We start from the raw sequence: 16,804 nt of genomic DNA, 5'->3' as shown, positions 1-16,804 counted from the left end.
GTCCCGACGCCGGACGTCCCGAGGCCGGACGCGCCGGGCACACCGCCGGCCGTCACACCGTCACCAGGTCCTTGAGCTGCTCGTAGCGGGCGTCGCCGATGCCGTCGACCTGGCGCAGGTCGCCGACCGAGCGGAAGCCGCCCTGCTGGTCGCGGTGGGTGAGGATGCGCTGGGCGAGCACCGGTCCGACGCCGGGCAGCGCGTCGAGCTGCGCCAGCGTCGCGGTGTTCAGGTTGACCCGGCCCCCCGCGCCGGGAGCGCCGGGAGCGCCCGGTGCGGCTCCGGCAGCCGCCCCGGGCGGGGCTGCCGCGCCCGGTGGTGCCGCGACGCCGACCAGGATCAGCTCCCCGTCGGTGACCTTGCGGGCCGGGTTCAGCAGGGCCACGTCCACCCCCGGCAGTGCCCCGCCCGCCGCCTCCACGGCGTCGGCGACCCGCGCGCCGGCGGGCACCCGGACCAACCCGGGACGGCGTACCTTGCCGGCGACCGCGACCACCAGCTCGCCGGCGGGAGTCGCGGCCGGTTCCGCGAGGCCGGACACCGCCGCCCCGGACGCCTCCACGGTGACCATCGGGCTTACCGGCTCGGTCTGCGGCCGGGACCGCCAGGCCCAGAAGCCGGCCCCGGCCACCACCAGCACCGCGACGGCGGCCAGCGCCCGCACCCCTCGCCGGCCGGGGTCGAACGCTCCTGGCCCCGGCAGCCGGGACGCCGCGCCCGGGACGCGGGTCGGCGGTTCGGGCTCCGGCAGCGCCACCGCGCCGGCCGGCGACGCCGATGCGCGGGGCGGCAGCGTCACGACCGGCTCCGGCACCCCGACCGAGCCCGGACGGTCTCCGGGCAGCCCGGCGGGCCTGCGACGGTCACCGGACAGCCCAGCGGGCCTGCGATCATCGTCAGACAGATCGGCCGTCCCCTGACGGCCGTCGGACGGCCCGGTGGGTCCGCCGGGCCATTCCAGGGGATCGGCGGGCCCACCGGGCTGCGCCCGTACGGCGCGCGACGACCGGCCCGCCACCAGCCGGCGCAGTCGTTCCCGGACCACCGTCTCCTCGTCTTCTGACACGACGCGAAGCTAGGTCCGCGAGCCCGGGGCGCGCGGCCGGCCGGGGGCCGGCTGTGGATGACGGCACCGCCTGTGGACAACCCCCTGATCATGCGGGCGATGTGCTAGGGCGGCGACGAACCGCAGTTCAGCGCGCATCGGGACCGGGACCGCCAACCTGCCCCGTCCGCGGCATCCGTCACGCGACGCGCTCGCTGCTCCGCGCCGGCCCCGGTCCTCTCACCGCCATCGTGTGGCTTTCAGGACGACGGAAACCTAACGGTCGCCAGCATCGCGGGCAGCCTGCTCCACCCGCTGGCGGTGCTCCCGCCACCACGGCTCGTCGGCGGGTGGCAGGTTGTCGTTCCCGGGCAGCAGCCCGGCCGCGCCGTCGATGAGCTCGCGCACGATGTCCGCGTGGCCGGCGTGCCGTTGTGTCTCCGCGACGACGTGGACCAGGACGCGGTGCAGTGTGACCGCCGCATCGCCCCACCACGGCACCCGGCCGACGTCGTCGAGCGCGAGGGCTTCGATGGTGGTGTCGGCGTGGGAGCTGGCGCGACGGTACAGGGCGACGATCTCTTCACGGGTCTCGTCCGCGGTCGCCCACATGTCGGCATTGGTCTCGGCGGCGTCGCCGGTGTACGGCAGCTCCTGGCCGAACGGCCGGCCGAACACGACGCCGAAGTAGAGGATCTCCATGGCCGCCGCGTGCTTCACCAGGCCGAGCAGGTTGGTCGCGGTCCGGGTCAGCGGGCGCCGGGCGTCGTACTCGCCGAGCCCGTCGAGCTTCCACAGCAGCGCGTCACGGCCGCCCTTCAGGTAACTGTGCAGGTCGTCCTTCATCGGGTCACGATGTCAGCCGGACGGATGTCGGCGCTGCCCCGCGCGATGGACAGAGATCATGACCGGGAGGACAGACCCTGGCCGGCGGTCCTAGGGCCGGCGGTGCACGACGACGCAGGCCAGGCCGGGCCCGGCGTGCGCGGCGACCACCGCGCCGGCCTCCGAGACGTACGAGTCGCGCAGGCGGTCGCCCAGCCGGACCCGGAGCGTCTCCAGCAACGCCTCGGCCCGCTGCGCCGCGGCGAGATGGTGCACGGCCAGGTCGACCTCGGCGTCGCCGGCCGCCTCGACGGCCAGGTCGACCAGCCGCGCCACGCCCCGGCTGGCGGTACGCACCTTGTCTCTGAGCACGATCGCGCCGTCCGGCATGTGCATGATCGGCTTCACGGACAGGGCGGTGCCGAGCAGCGCCTCGGCGGCGCCGATTCGGCCACCCCGGCGGAGGAACTCCAGCGTGTCCACGTAGAACCAGATGCTGGTGCGGGCGATGTCGTCCCGCGCGGCGTCGCGTACGCCTGCCAGGTCCTCCCCCCGCTCGGCGGCCGTGGCGGCGGCGACGGCGGGAAAGCCGAGGCCCATGCCGGTCGAGCGGCTGTCGACGACGGCGACCCGGTCGTCGAAGCCGGCGGCGGCCAGCCGGGCGGCCTCCACCGTGCCGGAGAGCTCGGCCGACAGGTGCACCGAGACGATCCCGTCGGCGCCGGCGTCGAACAACTCGCGGTACGTCCGGGCGAACTGCTCCGGCGCGGGGCGGGAGGTGCTCACCGAGACGCGTCGGCCGCCGAGCGCCCGGGTGGCGTCGGCCGGGGTGGTCTCCACCCCCTCCAGCCCTTCGGCGCCGTTGAGTACGACGGTCAGCGGCACCACCGTCAGCCGGTGGACGCGCAGCAACTCGGGCGGGAGGTAGGCGGTGGAGTCGGTGACGACCGCGACGGGCATGCCCGGCACGCTAGCCGATGTCGCTGAGGAACGCCGGGGTCAGACGGCCTCGGCGGCCGGGACGGTGACCAGGCCGACGTTGTGGGCCCGCAGGTGCCAGCCCCGGACGTCGTCGTGACGCAGCTCCGTCCAGTGGCAGTTCTGCAGCGCGCCGACGGTGCGCAGCACGGCGGGCTCCCAGCCGAGCAGGTGCCCGCAGCCCTGCCGGGCCGCGCCGCCGTGGGTGGCCACCACCACGGTGCCGCCGGGCACGGCGTCGGCGGCGTCGGAGAGGGCCGCGCCGACCCGCTTGCCGAGGTCGTCGAGGGTCTCGATGCCGGCACCCGGGTCCGGGTCGCCGGCCCGCCACCGGGCGAACTCGTCGGGGTGGCGTTCGGCGGCCTCGGTGATGGCCAGCCCCTGCCAGGATCCGAAGTGTCGCTCCCGCAGCCGCGGGTCGGTGCGCACCGGCAGCCCGGTCAGCGCGGCCAGCGCGGCGGCGGTGTCGGCCGCGCGGCTCAGGTCGCTGGCCACGATGGCGTCGGGCCGCAGCCCCGCGAGCAGGGGTGCGGCGCTGCGGGCCTGCTCGCGGCCGAGGTCGTTCAGCGGTACGTCGGTCTGCCCCTGGATCCGGTTGGCGGCGTTCCAGTCGGTGTTGCCGTGCCGCCAGATGATCAGGCGGGTCATTCGGCCGTGGCGGAGCCGGTGCCGGACTCGGCGTCGACGAGGTCGCGGTCGACGAACGGGATCGTCGGGCAGTCCTTCCACAGCCGGTCGAGGGCGTAGAACTCGCGCTCCTCGGTGTGCTGGACGTGCACCACGATGTCGACGTAGTCGAGCAGCACCCACCGGCCGCCGCGCTCGCCCTCGCGCCGGACGGGCTTGGCCTTCTCCGGCAGTTCGAGCAGCCGCTCCTCGATGGCATCGACGATGGCGAGCACCTGACGCTCGTTGGGAGCCGCGGCGAGCAGGAACGCGTCGGTGATGGCGAGCTGGTCGCCCACGTCGATGATGACGATGTCCTGCGCCTTCTTGTCGGCCGCGGCCTGGGCGGCGGCGAGAGCCAACTCGTGGGCGCGTTCGGAAACTGTCACCGTTCTCCTTCGATCAACCGTGCGATGCTCCAAGCGTCTCACACCCGGCGGAATCCCGACTCGTCAGTTCTGGCGCGTTACCCACCCGAACCAGCCCGGAACGGGACGAATCACGGCTGGTAGAGGCGCCGCTTGGCGATGTACTGCACCACACCGTCCGGCACCAGATACCAGACCGGCTCCCCCCGGGCGACCCGCGCCCGGCAGTCCGTGGACGAGATGGCCATGGCCGGAACCTGCACCAGGCTCACCGTGTCGGCCGGCAGGTGCGCGTCGGTCAGCTCGAAGCCCGGCCGGGTCACCCCGATGAAGTGGGCCAGCTCGAAGATCTCGTCCAGGTCCTTCCAGGAGAGGATCCGCTCCAGCGCGTCGGCCCCGGTGATGAAGTACAGCTGCACCTTCGGGCCGTACTCGGCGTGCAGGTCGCGCAGCGTGTCGACGGTGTAGGTGGGCCCGCCCCGGTCGATGTCGACCCGGCTGACCTGGAAGCGCGGGTTGGAGGCGGTGGCGATGACCGTCATCAGGTAACGGTCCTCGGCCGGGCTGACCGGCTCGTCCGCCTTCTGCCACGGCTGGCCGGTGGGGACGAAGACCACCTCGTCCAGACCGAACCGGTCCGCCACCTCGCTGGCCGCGACGAGGTGGCCGTGGTGGATCGGGTCGAAGGTGCCGCCCATGATGCCGACCCGCCGGGTGTCTTCCTCCACCCCGCGATCGTAGGCCGGGCGGAACCGACGTTTTCTCGGGGTCGCCGGACCGTCCCGCTCGGCGTGCGGCGTCAGGCCGCCGCCGCGGCGACCGCCGTCCGGGCGACCAGGGCGCGGCGCAGGTCGTCGTCGGCGTCGGTCACGACCCGGCGCAGGCCGGGGGTGACGTCGTCGCGGGCCAGCAGTGCCGCGGCCGCCTCCCGGGTGGGCTGCGCCACGGCGTGACGGGGGAAGGCCAGCTTCGCCACCTGGTCGGCCACCCACGGCGTACGCGACCGCGCGGCGGCCGGCATGTCGGCGAAGTAGCGCTCGACGTAGCCGGCGGTCAGCTCGGCCTGCTCGGGCTGCCAGAACCCCTGCGCGGTCGCCTCCACGAGCCGGTTGGACAGCTCGGTGTTCGACACGACGATCTCCCACGCGGCCCGCTTGGCGGCCGGGTCGGGCAGCGCGGCGCGGCAACGGGCGGCCCGCTCGGCGCCGCTGGCGCTCGGATCGGCCGCGGCCTCGGCGGCGATCTCCGCCGCGCCGGCCGCCCCGAGCACCACGAGCCGGAGCAGCAGCGCCCAGCGCAGCTCGGCGTCGACCGCCAGCCCCGGCGGGACGTCCCGGCCCGCGAGCCAGCCGGCCAGCCGGTCGGTGTCGGTGCTGGCGGCGATCCAGCCCCGGGCCGCCGCGAGCTGGAGCGACCCGCCGGCCGGCGCGTCGTCGAGCAGCTTCCGGCAGGCGCCGGCCACCTGCGCCAGGGCGGCCGCGCGGGCGAGCGGTTCGAGGTAGCGGTCGATCAGCGAGCGGCTGAGCGCGAGCACGTCCTCGGCGATGATCACCTCGGTCTCGGCGGGGAGGGCGGCGGCGAGCAGGGCGACGAGGCCGGCGACCGGCCGCTCCCCGTCGGTGGCGGCGTCCAACGCCTCGCCCCAGAGCAACGCCCGGGCCAGCGGGTCGGCCAGGCCGGGCAGCACCAGCGGCACGGCGTCCGCCGAGGCGGGGTCGAGCCGGATCTTGGCGAACGTCAGGTCGCCGTCGTTGGGCAGCAGGAGCCGGGCCGCCGGCCCGCCGGCCAGCGCGGTGAGCACCGTCCGGCCGCCGTCGGCGTCCGGGTCCAGGTCCACCTCCGTCCGGACGACCGTCCCGTCGGCGGCGTACCGGCCCACGCCGATGCGGTGCGGGCGCAGGACCGGGTGCGAGGCGGGGGCGGTCTGCGCGATCGCCACCTCGGCGTAGCGGCCGTCCGCGTCGACGGTGACCTCGGCGCGCAGCGTGTTGACCTGCGCCGTACGCAGCCAGCGCCGCGCCCAGCCGGACAGGTCACGCCCGCTCGCCGTGGCGAGACTGTCGAGCAGGTCGGCGAGGGTGGCGTTGCCGAAGCGGTGCTTGGCGAAGTGGGCGTTGAGGCCGACGAGGAAGGCGTCGTCGCCCAGCCAGGCGACCAGCTGCCGCAGCACGCTGGCTCCCTTGGCGTACGAGATGCCGTCGAAGTTGAGCAGGCCCTCGGCGGCGTCGGCGACCTGCTCGGGCGCCACGGGGTGGGTGGAGGGGCGCTGGTCCGCCGCGTAGCCCCAGGCCTTGCGGCGCAGGGCGAAGGTCGTCCAGGCCCGGTCGAAACGGGTCGCCTCGGCGGTGACCCGGGTGCCGAGGTACTCCGCGAAGGACTCGTTGAGCCACAGGTCGTCCCACCAGCGCATGGTGACCAGGTCGCCGAACCACATGTGCGCCATCTCGTGGGCGATGGTGGTGGCGCGCTGCTCCCGCTGGGTGTCGGTGACCGCGGAGCGGAAGACGTAGTCGTCGCGGTGGGCGACGAGGCCCGGGTTCTCCATCGCGCCGAGGTTGAACTCCGGCACGAACGCCTGGTCGTACTTGCCGAACGGGTAGCGCTCGGCGAAGAGCTGGTGGAACCGGTCGAGGCACTGCTTCGTGACGGTGAGGATCTCCTCGGCGTCGGCGTCCAGGTGCGGGGCGAGGGAACGCCGGCAGTAGAGGCCGAGCGGGATGCCGTCGTGCTCGTCGCGGCGGACGTGCCAGGGACCGGCGATGAGCGAGACGAGGTACGTGGCCAGCGGCTGCGTCGGGGCGAACTCCCAGCGCCCGGGGCGCGGGGTGGCGGCGAGCTGGCCGTTGGCCGCGACGGTCCAGTGCTCCGGGGCGGTGACCGACAGGGTGACCGGGGCCTTCAGGTCGGGCTGGTCGAAGGCGGCGAAGAGGCGCTGCACGTTGTCCAGGAAGGACATGGCGTAGAGGTAGGTCTCGCCGTCGGCCGGGTCGACGAAGCGGTGCATCCCCTCGCCGGTGTTCGAGTACGCCATCTCGGCGGAGACGGTGAGCGTGTTGGTCGCGGCGAGGCCGGTCAGGGGCAGCCGGTTGTCGTCCAGCGTGGACGGATCGACGTCGCGGTCGTCGAGGCGTACGGCCAGCAGTTTCGCGGGCTGGACCTCGACGAAGGTCTCCGCGCCGGGGGTCGCCCGGAACCGGATGGTGACGTCGGAGCGGAACCACTCGCCGTCGCCGGTCAGGTCGAGGTCCACCTGATAGGACTCGACGGTGATCGCCGCGCCACGCGCGGTCGCCTCTACACGGGTCAGGCTCGGCATCCGCTTATCCTGCCCGATGGGGAACCGTACGTGTCTCCCCCATGACCCGGTGGCACTGGAGGAATCAACGATGGCTTCGCACCCCAAGGGCGACTTCGACCTCTCGCGGGCGGTCTGGCAGCGGGCCGAGGGCGACACCTCCGAGAGCGCGGTGGAGGTCGCCTTCGTCGACGACCTCATCGGCATGCGCAACTCCGCCGAGCCGGACGGCCCGGTCCTGGTCTTCACCCAGGCCGAGTGGGACGCCTTCGTCGCGGGTGCCCAGGACGGCGAGTTCGACCTGGACTGACCGCCGCCGGCCGGAGGGATCGACCCGACCGGGCGACGAGGGGTGGGGTGCGGGGCGGCGCGGGTGCGCCCCGCTCACTCGCCCGGCAGCCGTGGCCGTACCCGCTTGGCCATGGCCGACCAGAGCGGGCCGCCGAGCCGGGTCCGTTTGATCCACCGCAGTCGGGCGATCGCGCCGCCGGCCGGCTGACGTTGCTGCGGGGGCGCGGTGATCCGGGCGTACGCGGCGCCGGTGGCGGGCCGGGTGGTGCCCGGTTCGAGCCGCTCGGAGGCGAGCGCCAACCAGGTGAACTGTTGCAGCGTCCGCTGGTCGGGTCGGCCGCCGCGGGCCGCCGTCCGTAACGCCTTCTCCACGGCGGGCCGGCGGACGAGGTGGGTCAGCGGCCCGTGCGCGGTGTCCAGCAGGCCGGCGATGGCCTGGAGACCGTCGCCCTCCCACACGCGGACGGCGGTGGACGGGCCGGTGGAGACGCTGACGAACGGGACCTGCGCCCATTCGGGCACCAGGCGCGCGATCAGCCCGGTGTGCATCAGCCGCTCGCGCTTCTGCGGTGGGGTCAGCGCGAAGGTGGCGGCGACGAAGCCCGGGGAGAGGAACGGGGTGACCATCCCGATCGCGTAGGCCGAGGTGTACCAGCGGCGGACCCGTTCCACCAGGTAGATGTAGTCGACCAGGCGCAGGTCGTGCAGGCCGAGCCCGCTGCCGTGGTCGAGCAGGGCGCCGATCCGTTCCCGCTCGGCGGTGACGACGGCCGCGTCGGCCACGCCCGTCGGCACGGCGTTCAGCAGCCGGGTCAGGGCCGTCTCCCGTGGCGACGGTTCGCCGTCGTCGTCGGTGGGGGGATACCAGTATTCGGTGGCGAGTTCACCGGCGGCGCCGGTGAAGGTCGCCGGTCCGGCCTGGTCGACCAGGCGGCCCGGGCCGGCGGGGCGCACCAGGTAGCTGGAGGGGAACTGGTGGTCGGTCAGCCGTTGCAGGCGCCGGGCCCGCTCGTGCAGGCCCGTCCCGAGCACGTTGGCCGGCGCCCCGGCGAGGCGCAGCGTGTGCTCGGGGTGCAGTCCCCGCTTGTCGCGCAGGATCCGCACCAACTCCCGGGCGACCTCGCCCTCGGCCCGGGTGTCCTCGTTGGTGAGGAACCGGGGGGTCCGGCCGGCCGCGATCAGTGCGGCGGCGATGAGCCGCGAGTCCTTCCCGCCGGACAGCCCGAGCGTGATGTCGTCGTCGTAGAGGCCGTGGATGCTGGCGGCGGTGGTCGTGATGGCGTCGGCGGCCCGGTCCAGCAGTTCGCCCACCGGCCGGCCCTGTGCCGCCAGCCCGTCCCGCACCACGTCGTCGGTGGCGTACCCGGTCGTGGTGGCGAGTTCCCACCCGCCGCCGGCGCGCCGGCGGCCGGTCACCCGCTCGCCCGCGCGGAGCAGTCGGGCGCCCCGCACGGGGGAACTGTCGCCGCCGAAGTGCCCGCAGAGGGTGTACGACGTCCAGCCGTCCAGGTCCGGCCGCAGGTCGCCGTGCAGGAACGTGGCCAGCAGGCTGGGCCGGGTGCAGAGGGCCGTGACGCCGCCGTGCCGGCCCGTGAAGATCCGGCACATGCCGATCCAGTCCTGTTGCAGGGCGAAGGCCCCGCCCGCGTCGAGAGCCAGCAGGCCGAACGGCGGCACCACCTGCCGGTGCACCTCCTCGCCGGCCAGCAGGCGGCCGGCCAGCGCCGCTGGGCCCCCCGTCACGTCCAGCCCCACGGGCAGCCCGAGGGACACGGCTGTGACCGGCCCGACGGTGTCGACGGTCGGCCATCGGTAGTGGCCGGGGTCGCTGCGGTGCAGGACCGTGACGCCCCAGTCGTCGGCCCCGAACTCGTGGCGTACGAAACTGTCCGGCACCACGTCGGCGACGGCCGTTTCGAAACGTCGCCTCGCGGCGTGCCGGGCGCTGTCCGACAGATTGTCGTCAGCGAACCAGGCCAGCATCACGTGCATGTGCGATTCCCCCCGGAAAGCGCAGGAACGGATCGTCCGCCAGAGGGATTGAACCTCTCCGCCCTCCGGCGCGGGTGCCTGGTGACCAAACGAAGCACTTCCGGCATTGGTGATTCCGGACGACCTTTCGGCGGCGAAAGCGGCGGAGAATAAGCCCACAAATGACACCGAAACGGGCGCGTGAGGAAAGGGTTGCCCCGAGGCGGAAATTGAGATCAATTCCTCGGCCGGACGTCCCCGTCGAATCTCGCATGGGATTCCCATTGAATCCGTTTCCCATTTGAGGCCCCTGCGGATTCGCGCAGGCAGTTGGCGCGCCGGGCCGATCGAAGAATGGCGGGTCAGTCGCCGTCGCCCCAGCCGAGCCCACCCGGACCCGGGGCGTGATGGAAGCCGGGATGCCCGGCGACGTCGGCGCAGCGCTCCCCGTCCGGGCCGGCCGCGCCGCAGAACAACCGCTCGGCCTGCCACCACGACTCGGCCGGCGACAGCGCCGACGCGCCCAGGGCCAACTCGGGTCGTAGCAGGCTCAGCGCCTCCGCGTACCCGACGGCCAGCTCCCGGGCCGACGCCAGGTCGGGGGCGGTGAAGCCGAGGTGCACGGTGAAGAACCGGTCCGGCCGGGCCGCACGGCGTGCCGGCGTGATCAACGAGGCTTCGGCGGCCTTCCGGGCCCCGCCGAGCGCCTCCAACGCCTGCCGTTGCCGCCAGTACGCCGGCCTGTTGTCGCGCATACGTCCTCCCCGTGGCGATCGTGGGCGGCCCCCGCCCTCCGGTGGGTTGCCGATCCGTCCCGGCTCCCGCCGGCGGACCGGCGAACCGCTCCCTGCGAGACAACCAGCTCTGCGCGTCCCTGGGAGGGGCCAGCAGGCACCTCGCCCGCTGGCCCCTCCCCCGCCCCGCCACAGGGGGCACGACGACGGCGGGATTGCGTCACGGTGGCCTGGGTAGACACGGACAGGACCAGGCCGGCGACGGCCGCCACCCCTCGGTCAGGAGGCCCGATGGCGACCATCCCGACGGAGCGCAGCCCGGACAGTTCACTGGCGTTCCTGCGCGAGGGCTACCGCTTCATCGGTCGACGCTGCGACCACCACGGCAGCGACATCTTCCAGGCCCGGCTGCTGCTGGAGCCCACCATCTGCCTGCGCGGCCGGCCCGCGGCGGAACTCTTCTACGACACCGAGCGTTTCGTGCGGGCCGGCGCGATGCCGAAGCGGGGCCAGCACACCCTCACCGGGCGCGGTGGCGTGCAGGGCCTCGACGGGGCCGAGCACGCCGACCGCAAGGCCATGCTCATGTCGCTCATGACGCCGGTCGCGATCCGGCACCTCGCCCAGCTCTTCGACGACGAGTGTCGCTCCCGCGTACCGGCCTGGGAGTCGGGCGGGCCGGTGGTGCTGTACGACGAGGTCGGCCGGATGCTGACGCGCGCGGTCTGCGCCTGGGCCGGCGTACCGCTCGCGAACTCCGAGGTGGACCGGCGCACCGCCGACCTGCACGCGATGATCGAGGCGGCCCCGGCCCTCGGACCCCGGCACTGGCGGGGCCGGCGGGGCCGCCGCCGGAGCGAGCGCTGGATCGGCCAGGTCGTCGACCGGGAGCGGGTCGGCACGCTTCCCGCCCCCGACGGCAGCGCGCTGCGGGTCATCGCCGAGCACCGGGACGCCCGGGGGCGGCTGCTCCCGCGCCGGACCGCGGCCGTCGAACTGCTCAACGTGCTGCGCCCCACGGTCGCCGTCGACCGCTTCGTCGTCTTCGCCGCGCTGGCCCTGCACGACCACCCCGCCTGGCGGCGGCGCGTCCGCGGGAACGACGAGGCCACCGAGAGCTTCGTGCAGGAGGTGCGGCGCTACTACCCCTTCTTCCCGGTGGCCGCCGCCCGGGTCCGCCGCTCGTTCGACTGGCAGGGCCACCACTTCCCGCGCGGCCGGCGGGTGCTGCTCGACCTGTACGGCACCAACCACCACCCCACCCTCTGGCCCGAACCGGAGCGGTTCCTCCCGGAGCGGTTCACCGGTTGGCGGGGCGACCCGTTCGCGCTCGTGCCGCAGGGCGGCGGCGAGCACCTGGCCGGTCACCGCTGCGCCGGGGAGTGGATCACGATCGAGCTGATGAAGCGGGCGGTGACGAACCTGACCACCACGATGCGCTACGACGTGCCACCGCAGGACCTGGCGCTGAGCCTGCGCCGGCTGCCGGCGCTGCCCCCGAGCCGGTTCGTGATCACCAACGTGCGCCGCACGGCCTGAGCGACACGACACACCGCGCCCGGGTTCCCGGTCGGGCCCCCGGGCACGGTGCGGCGCCGCTCAGGCGGGGTGCAGGACCGTACGCAGGCAGCCGTCCTCCTTCTTCTCGAACATCTCGTAGCCCCGCGCCCCCTGCTCCAGCGGCATCGGGTGGGTGGCCAGGTAGCCGGGATCGATCTCGCCGGCCGCGATCCGGTCCAGCAGCATCGGGATGTAGCGCTGGGCGTGCATCTGCCCCATCCGCAGCACCAGCGCCTTGTTCATCGCCGCGCCGAGCGGGAACTTGTCCACCAGACCGGCGTAGACGCCGACGATGCTCACCGTCCCGCCCTTGCGGCACGCCATGACCGCCTGCCGGACCGAGGTGGGGCGGTCGGTCTGCAGGCGGGCGCTCTGCTTCGCCCTGTCGTACGCGTACGCCGGGCCGACGTCGTGCGACTCCATGCCGACCGCCTCGATGCACGCGTCCGGGCCCCGCCCGGCGGTCATCTCCCGCAGCGCCTCCAGCACGTCGGTCTCGGCGTAGTTGACCGTCTCCACACCGAGCCGGTCGGCGGCGGTGGCGAGCCGCTCCGGCAGCCGGTCGATCACGATCACCCGCTCGGCGCCGAGGAGCTGCGCCGAGCGCGCCGCCATCTGTCCGACCCCGCCCGCGCCCCAGACCGCGACCACCTCGCCGCCCTTCAGGGCGCAGAAGTCGGCGGCCATCCAACCGGTGGGCATCGCGTCGGAGGCGAACACCACCGAGTCGTCGGGCACCCCGTCGGGCACCGTGAACGCCCCGACGTCGCCGAACGGCACCCGGACGTACTCGGCGTGGCTGCCGGAGTAGCCCCCGGCGGCGTGCGAGTAGCCGATGATGCCGGCCGGCGAGTGGCCCCAGAGCTTCTCGGTGAAGACCGGCTGCGGGTTGGAGTTGTCGCAGAGCGAGTACTGCTCGGTGCGGCAGTACCAGCAGCCGCCGCAGGCCACCACCGAACCGACCACGACGCGGTCGCCGACGCGCAGCCGTCGTACGCCAGGCCCGGTCTCCACGACCTCGCCCATGAACTCGTGGCCGAGGATGTCGCCCTCCCGCATCGCCGGCAGGAAGCCGTTGATCAGGTGCAGGTCGGAGCCGCAGACGCTGCTGGCGCCGACCTTGACGACGATGTCGCCCTCGGCGCGGATCCGCGGCTCCGGCACGTCGCGTACGGCCAGTTTGCCGACGCCTTCCCAGCAGAGCGCCCTCACGCCCGTCCTCCCGTCGTCAGCTTCTCGCGGAGCTTGTCGGTCGCCTTCTCCTGGGCCGCGCTCCGCCCGGACGGGTCGCGCCGGGTGTCGATCACCTGCCCGCACTCCACCAGCGCCTTCACCCGGCGCAGCGCGTCCCGCAGCCCCTGGTCGGGATCGTCGCCGCCGAGGATTCCGAGGGTCCGGCGCAGCGGTCCGGAGCGCCACCGGAGTTCGGCGCGGACCTCCGTACCCCGGTCCCGGGGTGCCGGGGCCAGCCGGACGGTGCCCTCCTGCTCGGGCCCGTCGGTGACCCGCCAGCGCAGCCGCCCGGGGCCCTCGACGGTGATCTCGGCCCGCCATCCGGTGCCCCCACCGGCCTGGTCCCGCGCCACGCAACGCCACCGGTCGCCGTCGAGCTGCTCCAGCGTGGCCCACTCGGCCAGCGCCCGGTCCATCCGCTCCCGGTCGGTCCAGAAGCCGATCACCGCCTCCACCGGCCGGTCGATCGTCACCCCGCGCCGCACCACGTACCAGCCGTCGCGGCGCTCGGGCTGGTGCCGGCGCCGCCGACGGGCCACCGCCCGGCCGACGCCGGCCACGGCCACCGTGGTGGCACCGAGCAGCGCCCACCTCGTTCCGTTGCTCGTCATCACGTCTCCTCCACCCGGGTGCCCCGGGGTGGGACCACCCGCACCGATTGCGCTACCCGGCGCCGCCCGACCGAAACGACACGCCGGTTTGGTCGCCGCATAACCGGGCACCTGCTGCGGGCACCCACCGCCATCGGGAGGCACCGTGTCCTTCGACGCCAGCGCGTACGGCCGGCAGGTCGCGGACGTCTACGACGAGACGTACGCGCACCTGACGCCGGACGCGGCGGTGGCGCGGCTCGCCGAGCTGGCCGACGGCGGGCCGGTGTGCGAGTTCGGCATCGGCACCGGTCGGCTGGCCCTGCCGCTGGCCGCCCGGGGGCTGACCGTCGCCGGGGTCGAGGGTTCCCCGGAGATGGCCGCCGGGCTGCGCGCCAAACCCGGCGGGGACGCGATCGAGGTGGTCGTCGGCGACTTCTCCACGACCCGGGTGCCCGGCGAGTTCGCCCTGGTGCTGCTCGCGTTCAACACGATCTTCGCGCTGCCGGACCAGGCCGCCCAGGTGGCCTGCTTCCGCAACGCCGCCGCCCACCTTCGTCCCGGTGGTCGGTTCGTGGTCGAGGCCTGGACGCCCGATCCCGGCGCGTTCCACGCCGGTGCCGCCCTGCGGCCGGTGCGGGTGGCCGAGGACGCCGTACTGCTGGAGGCGGCCCTGTTGCACCCCGCCGAGCAGCGGATGACCACCACGAAGATCCGCTTCAGCAACGACGGCGTGCAACTGCTGCCGGCCAACCACCGCTACGCCTGGCCGGCAGAGCTGGACCTGATGGCCGAGCTGGCCGGGATGCGCCGGGAGCACCGGTGGGAGGACTGGACCGGCCGGCCGTTCACCGACCACAGCCGCGAGCACGTCTCCGTCTACCGGCTGCCGGAGTCGGCGTGAGCGCGCCGGCCCGCCCGACCGGTCCCCCGCACGACGGCGGCACCGCCGATGCCGCCCGCGGCGCGCCCGGTGCCGCTCGCCGGGATGGCGCCGCCGGCGTCGAGGGCGGTGCCGTCCCGGCGCCGGGCGTCGACCGGCTCCCCATGGCGTACGTCCTGCCGCTGCGCTGGACCGACGACGCCGGCCTGGCCGGGCTGACCGGGTACCTGCGCTGGTTGGCCACCCGGGTCGACGTGACCGTGGTCGACGGGTCACCCCCGGAGCGGTTCGCCCGGCACGCCCGGGCCTGGCGTGGCCTGGTCCGGCACCTGCGGCCGGATCCCGCCCTGCGCGGCGTCAACGGCAAGGTGACCGGGGTGCTCACCGGCGTCAGCGCGGCCCGGCACGAGCACGTGGTGATCGCCGACGACGACGTCCGGTACGACGACGCGGGGCTGCGCGCCGTGCACCTGCTGCTGGACCGGGTGGACCTGGTCCGGCCGCAGAACTACTTCGACCCGCTGCCCTGGCACGCCTGGTGGGACACCGGGCGTACCCTGCTCAACCGGGCGCTCGGCGCCGACTATCCCGGCACCCTGGCGGTACGCCGGAGCACCTTCCTCGCCATGGGCGGGTACGACCCGGACGTGCTCTTCGAGAACCTGGAGCTGATCCGCACCGTGCGCGCGTACGGGGGGACGGAGGCGGCACCCGCCTGGCTGCACGTACGCCGGCTGCCGCCCGACACCGCCCACTTCCTGGGTCAGCGGGTCCGCCAGGCGTACGACGACCTGGCCCAGCCGGTCCGCCTGGTGGCCTCGCTCGCGGTCCTGCCGGCGCTGGCGACGGCGGTCGCGCGCCGGCGACCGGGGCTGGTGTTCGGGGCGGCCGCGACCACGGTGGCGCTGGCCGAGGTGGGCCGGCGCCGGGGCGGGGGCGGCGCGGTGTTCCCGCCGCGGACCGCTCTCGCCGCCCCGCTCTGGGTGCTGGAACGCGGCGTGTGTGGCTGGCTCGCCGTCGGCCGGCGGCTGCTCTTCGGCGGGGTCCGCTACGCCGGCGGCCGGGTACGCCGCGCCGCCCACTTCGAGCGCACCCTCCGCCGCCACCACCGCTGACCCCGCGCGACCCGGCACACCGCCGACCCCGCGCCCGCACGCCGCGCGTGCCGGAGACACGGCCGGGACGCACACGACAGCTCGCGGCCACTACCCGGGACGGTGTTCCGGGAGTGGCCGCGAGCTGCGGCGTACGGTGACCGGCCGGTCAGTACCGCACCTGTTCGCGGGACTGCTGCGCCTGGTCCCTCACGTCGTGCGCGGCCGAACGGGTGTCGTCCTTGACGGCGTGCACCGCGTCCTGGGCGGTGGACCGGACCGCCTCGGTGGCGTGCTGCGCCGGCTCGCGCAGCTCCTCCTTCAGCTCGTTGGCGACCTCACCGAGCTTCTCCTTCACCACCCCGGCGTGCTCGCCCGCCCGCTCCTTGACCTGCGACGCCACCTGCTGCTCGCGGCGGGTCGCCGGGATCAGCGAGGAGGCGAGCCAGCCGACGCCGAAGGCGATCAGGCCGGCGGCCAGCGGGTTGCCCTCGGACTTCTGCCGGATCACGTGCGGCGCGCGGTGCGCGGCGTCGCTGACCGTCGAGGCCGCCGAGTGCGCCTTGTCGCTCACGGTGGATGCCGCCGAGGAGGCGTGGTCACCCACCGTGTGGGCGCCGTGCTTGGTGCTGTGACCCAGGTCGGAAGCGGTTCCCATCACCTTGTCCCTCACATTCTGCAGTGCGTTGCGGGCCCGCTGCTTACGGTCGTCGACGATGCGGGCGGGGCTGACCTTGTACGCCAGCGCGTCCACGTCGGAGCTCAGGTTGCTCCGGGTGGCTTCGATCTCCCGGCGGATCTGGTCCGGGTCGGTGCTCATCGGGTGACCTCCTGCGGGTGGGGCTTGAGCGCGTCGGGAATCCGCTGCACGCTGTCGTTGGTCTGCTTGAGGCCGCGGATCTGCTCGGCGCTCCTCTTGGCCTTGGTGTAGAGGACCGCGGCGATCGCGCCCCAGATGACGGCCACGATCAGGGCCGCCCAGCCGGCGTCCATCACGTTGGACAGCCCGGCCCAGAGGGCCAGCGAGAGGAAGAGGGCCACCATGTAGCCGCCGAAGCCGGCGCCGCCGAAGAAGCCGGCGGTCTTGCCCGCCTTCTTGCCCTCCTGGCGGATCTCGGCCTTGGCCAGCTCGACCTCCTGCCGCATCAGGGTGGACAGGTCACTGGTGACCTGGCGCATCAGCTCACCGATCGAGCTGCCCCTGACCTCGTCCGCGTCATGGGGGTGGTGACCGGAGTTCAGCCCCGCCCCCTGCGTCGGCATGCTCATGC

Annotated in this window: 17 protein-coding genes; 4 read left to right on the top strand and 13 right to left on the bottom strand. The window is 74.3% G+C overall.

What is annotated here, in order from left to right; genetic code table 11:
* Positions 1 to 52: 52 nt before the first annotated feature.
* From ACGFIR_RS29680 to pepN, 7 genes are all read right to left on the bottom strand, one after another.
* Positions 53 to 1,066 carry a helix-hairpin-helix domain-containing protein gene (locus tag ACGFIR_RS29680; protein WP_393148545.1) on the bottom strand — a complete coding sequence of 338 codons (1,014 nt, stop codon included), beginning with the start codon at positions 1,064 to 1,066 and terminating at the stop codon, positions 53 to 55.
* Between the two features lie 255 nt (positions 1,067 to 1,321).
* Positions 1,322 to 1,891, bottom strand: a complete 570-nt coding sequence (locus ACGFIR_RS29675) for a DinB family protein (protein ID WP_393148543.1) — start codon at positions 1,889 to 1,891, stop codon at positions 1,322 to 1,324.
* 90 nt (positions 1,892 to 1,981) lie between these two features.
* A complete protein-coding gene (locus ACGFIR_RS29670) occupies positions 1,982 to 2,830 on the bottom strand; it encodes a DegV family protein (protein ID WP_393001486.1) in 849 nt (282 codons plus the stop codon).
* Between the two features lie 39 nt (positions 2,831 to 2,869).
* On the bottom strand, positions 2,870 to 3,496 hold the full coding sequence (locus ACGFIR_RS29665) for a histidine phosphatase family protein (protein WP_393148540.1): 627 nt from the start codon (positions 3,494 to 3,496) through the stop codon (positions 2,870 to 2,872).
* Positions 3,493 to 3,903, bottom strand: a complete 411-nt coding sequence (gene rsfS, locus ACGFIR_RS29660) for a ribosome silencing factor (RefSeq protein WP_393001482.1) — start codon at positions 3,901 to 3,903, stop codon at positions 3,493 to 3,495. Before rsfS ends, ACGFIR_RS29665 begins: the two co-directional genes overlap by 4 nt.
* A 110-nt stretch (positions 3,904 to 4,013) precedes the next feature.
* A complete protein-coding gene (gene nadD, locus ACGFIR_RS29655) occupies positions 4,014 to 4,610 on the bottom strand; it encodes a nicotinate-nucleotide adenylyltransferase (RefSeq protein ID WP_393001481.1) in 597 nt (198 codons plus the stop codon).
* Between the two features lie 71 nt (positions 4,611 to 4,681).
* Positions 4,682 to 7,198, bottom strand: a complete 2,517-nt coding sequence (gene pepN, locus ACGFIR_RS29650) for an aminopeptidase N (RefSeq protein ID WP_393001479.1) — start codon at positions 7,196 to 7,198, stop codon at positions 4,682 to 4,684.
* A gap of 70 nt (positions 7,199 to 7,268) precedes the next feature.
* On the opposite strand from pepN, the gene ACGFIR_RS29645 reads away from it, so the two are divergent.
* The gene (locus ACGFIR_RS29645) at positions 7,269 to 7,487 is read left to right on the top strand and encodes a DUF397 domain-containing protein (protein WP_088992395.1); all 219 of its coding nucleotides are present in this window, start codon (positions 7,269 to 7,271) and stop codon (positions 7,485 to 7,487) included.
* Positions 7,488 to 7,561: 74 nt separating this feature from the next.
* Here ACGFIR_RS29645 and ACGFIR_RS29640 read toward each other — a convergent pair whose 3' ends face one another.
* On the bottom strand, positions 7,562 to 9,460 hold the full coding sequence (locus ACGFIR_RS29640; protein WP_393148538.1) for a hypothetical protein: 1,899 nt from the start codon (positions 9,458 to 9,460) through the stop codon (positions 7,562 to 7,564).
* Positions 9,461 to 9,801: 341 nt separating this feature from the next.
* A complete protein-coding gene (locus ACGFIR_RS29635) occupies positions 9,802 to 10,194 on the bottom strand; it encodes a hypothetical protein (RefSeq protein ID WP_393148536.1) in 393 nt (130 codons plus the stop codon).
* Between the two features lie 270 nt (positions 10,195 to 10,464).
* Between ACGFIR_RS29635 and ACGFIR_RS29630 the strand changes: the two genes are divergently transcribed.
* Positions 10,465 to 11,712 carry a cytochrome P450 gene (locus ACGFIR_RS29630; RefSeq protein ID WP_393148534.1) on the top strand — a complete coding sequence of 416 codons (1,248 nt, stop codon included), beginning with the start codon at positions 10,465 to 10,467 and terminating at the stop codon, positions 11,710 to 11,712.
* 60 nt (positions 11,713 to 11,772) lie between these two features.
* Here ACGFIR_RS29630 and ACGFIR_RS29625 read toward each other — a convergent pair whose 3' ends face one another.
* Both ACGFIR_RS29625 and ACGFIR_RS29620 read right to left on the bottom strand, forming a co-directional pair.
* The gene (locus tag ACGFIR_RS29625; RefSeq protein ID WP_393148531.1) at positions 11,773 to 12,945 is read right to left on the bottom strand and encodes a zinc-dependent alcohol dehydrogenase; all 1,173 of its coding nucleotides are present in this window, start codon (positions 12,943 to 12,945) and stop codon (positions 11,773 to 11,775) included.
* A complete protein-coding gene (locus ACGFIR_RS29620; protein ID WP_393148529.1) occupies positions 12,942 to 13,577 on the bottom strand; it encodes a cyclase in 636 nt (211 codons plus the stop codon). The genes ACGFIR_RS29625 and ACGFIR_RS29620 overlap by 4 nt, the downstream gene beginning before the upstream one ends.
* Positions 13,578 to 13,722: 145 nt before the next feature.
* On the opposite strand from ACGFIR_RS29620, the gene ACGFIR_RS29615 reads away from it, so the two are divergent.
* Together ACGFIR_RS29615 and ACGFIR_RS29610 are read left to right on the top strand one after the other, a co-directional pair.
* Entirely contained in the window at positions 13,723 to 14,460 is a 738-nt protein-coding gene (locus ACGFIR_RS29615; RefSeq protein WP_393148527.1) for a class I SAM-dependent DNA methyltransferase, read from the top strand.
* Complete coding sequence (locus tag ACGFIR_RS29610; protein ID WP_393148525.1) at positions 14,457 to 15,554, top strand: glycosyltransferase; 1,098 nt, start codon at positions 14,457 to 14,459, stop codon at positions 15,552 to 15,554. The genes ACGFIR_RS29615 and ACGFIR_RS29610 overlap by 4 nt, the downstream gene beginning before the upstream one ends.
* Before the next feature lie 148 nt (positions 15,555 to 15,702).
* Here ACGFIR_RS29610 and ACGFIR_RS29605 read toward each other — a convergent pair whose 3' ends face one another.
* The gene (locus tag ACGFIR_RS29605) at positions 15,703 to 16,353 is read right to left on the bottom strand and encodes a DUF3618 domain-containing protein (protein WP_393148522.1); all 651 of its coding nucleotides are present in this window, start codon (positions 16,351 to 16,353) and stop codon (positions 15,703 to 15,705) included.
* On the bottom strand, positions 16,350 to 16,802 hold the full coding sequence (locus tag ACGFIR_RS29600; RefSeq protein ID WP_393001461.1) for a phage holin family protein: 453 nt from the start codon (positions 16,800 to 16,802) through the stop codon (positions 16,350 to 16,352). The genes ACGFIR_RS29605 and ACGFIR_RS29600 overlap by 4 nt, the downstream gene beginning before the upstream one ends.
* Positions 16,803 to 16,804 lie beyond the last annotated feature (2 nt).

Origin of the sequence: Micromonospora sp. NPDC049051 (assembly GCF_043197575.1) — a bacterium.
In the GTDB taxonomy this organism is placed as follows: Bacteria; Actinomycetota; Actinomycetes; order Mycobacteriales; family Micromonosporaceae; genus Micromonospora.
The sequence above is the reverse complement of the archived record's forward strand: the minus strand, read 5'-3'. Positions and strand labels throughout refer to the sequence as shown.

Coding starts and splice junctions, on each gene's coding strand:
- ACGFIR_RS29675 (WP_393148543.1), bottom strand. CDS start 1,891: ATGAAGGACGACCTGCACAGTTACCTGAAGGGCGGCCGTGACGCGCTG.
- ACGFIR_RS29670 (WP_393001486.1), bottom strand. CDS start 2,830: ATGCCCGTCGCGGTCGTCACCGACTCCACCGCCTACCTCCCGCCCGAG.
- ACGFIR_RS29665 (WP_393148540.1), bottom strand. CDS start 3,496: ATGACCCGCCTGATCATCTGGCGGCACGGCAACACCGACTGGAACGCC.
- pepN (WP_393001479.1), bottom strand. CDS start 7,198: ATGCCGAGCCTGACCCGTGTAGAGGCGACCGCGCGTGGCGCGGCGATC.
- ACGFIR_RS29645 (WP_088992395.1), top strand. CDS start 7,269: ATGGCTTCGCACCCCAAGGGCGACTTCGACCTCTCGCGGGCGGTCTGG.
- ACGFIR_RS29640 (WP_393148538.1), bottom strand. CDS start 9,460: ATGCACGTGATGCTGGCCTGGTTCGCTGACGACAATCTGTCGGACAGC.
- ACGFIR_RS29635 (WP_393148536.1), bottom strand. CDS start 10,194: ATGCGCGACAACAGGCCGGCGTACTGGCGGCAACGGCAGGCGTTGGAG.
- ACGFIR_RS29630 (WP_393148534.1), top strand. CDS start 10,465: ATGGCGACCATCCCGACGGAGCGCAGCCCGGACAGTTCACTGGCGTTC.
- ACGFIR_RS29620 (WP_393148529.1), bottom strand. CDS start 13,577: ATGACGAGCAACGGAACGAGGTGGGCGCTGCTCGGTGCCACCACGGTG.
- ACGFIR_RS29605 (WP_393148522.1), bottom strand. CDS start 16,353: ATGAGCACCGACCCGGACCAGATCCGCCGGGAGATCGAAGCCACCCGG.
- ACGFIR_RS29600 (WP_393001461.1), bottom strand. CDS start 16,802: ATGAGCATGCCGACGCAGGGGGCGGGGCTGAACTCCGGTCACCACCCC.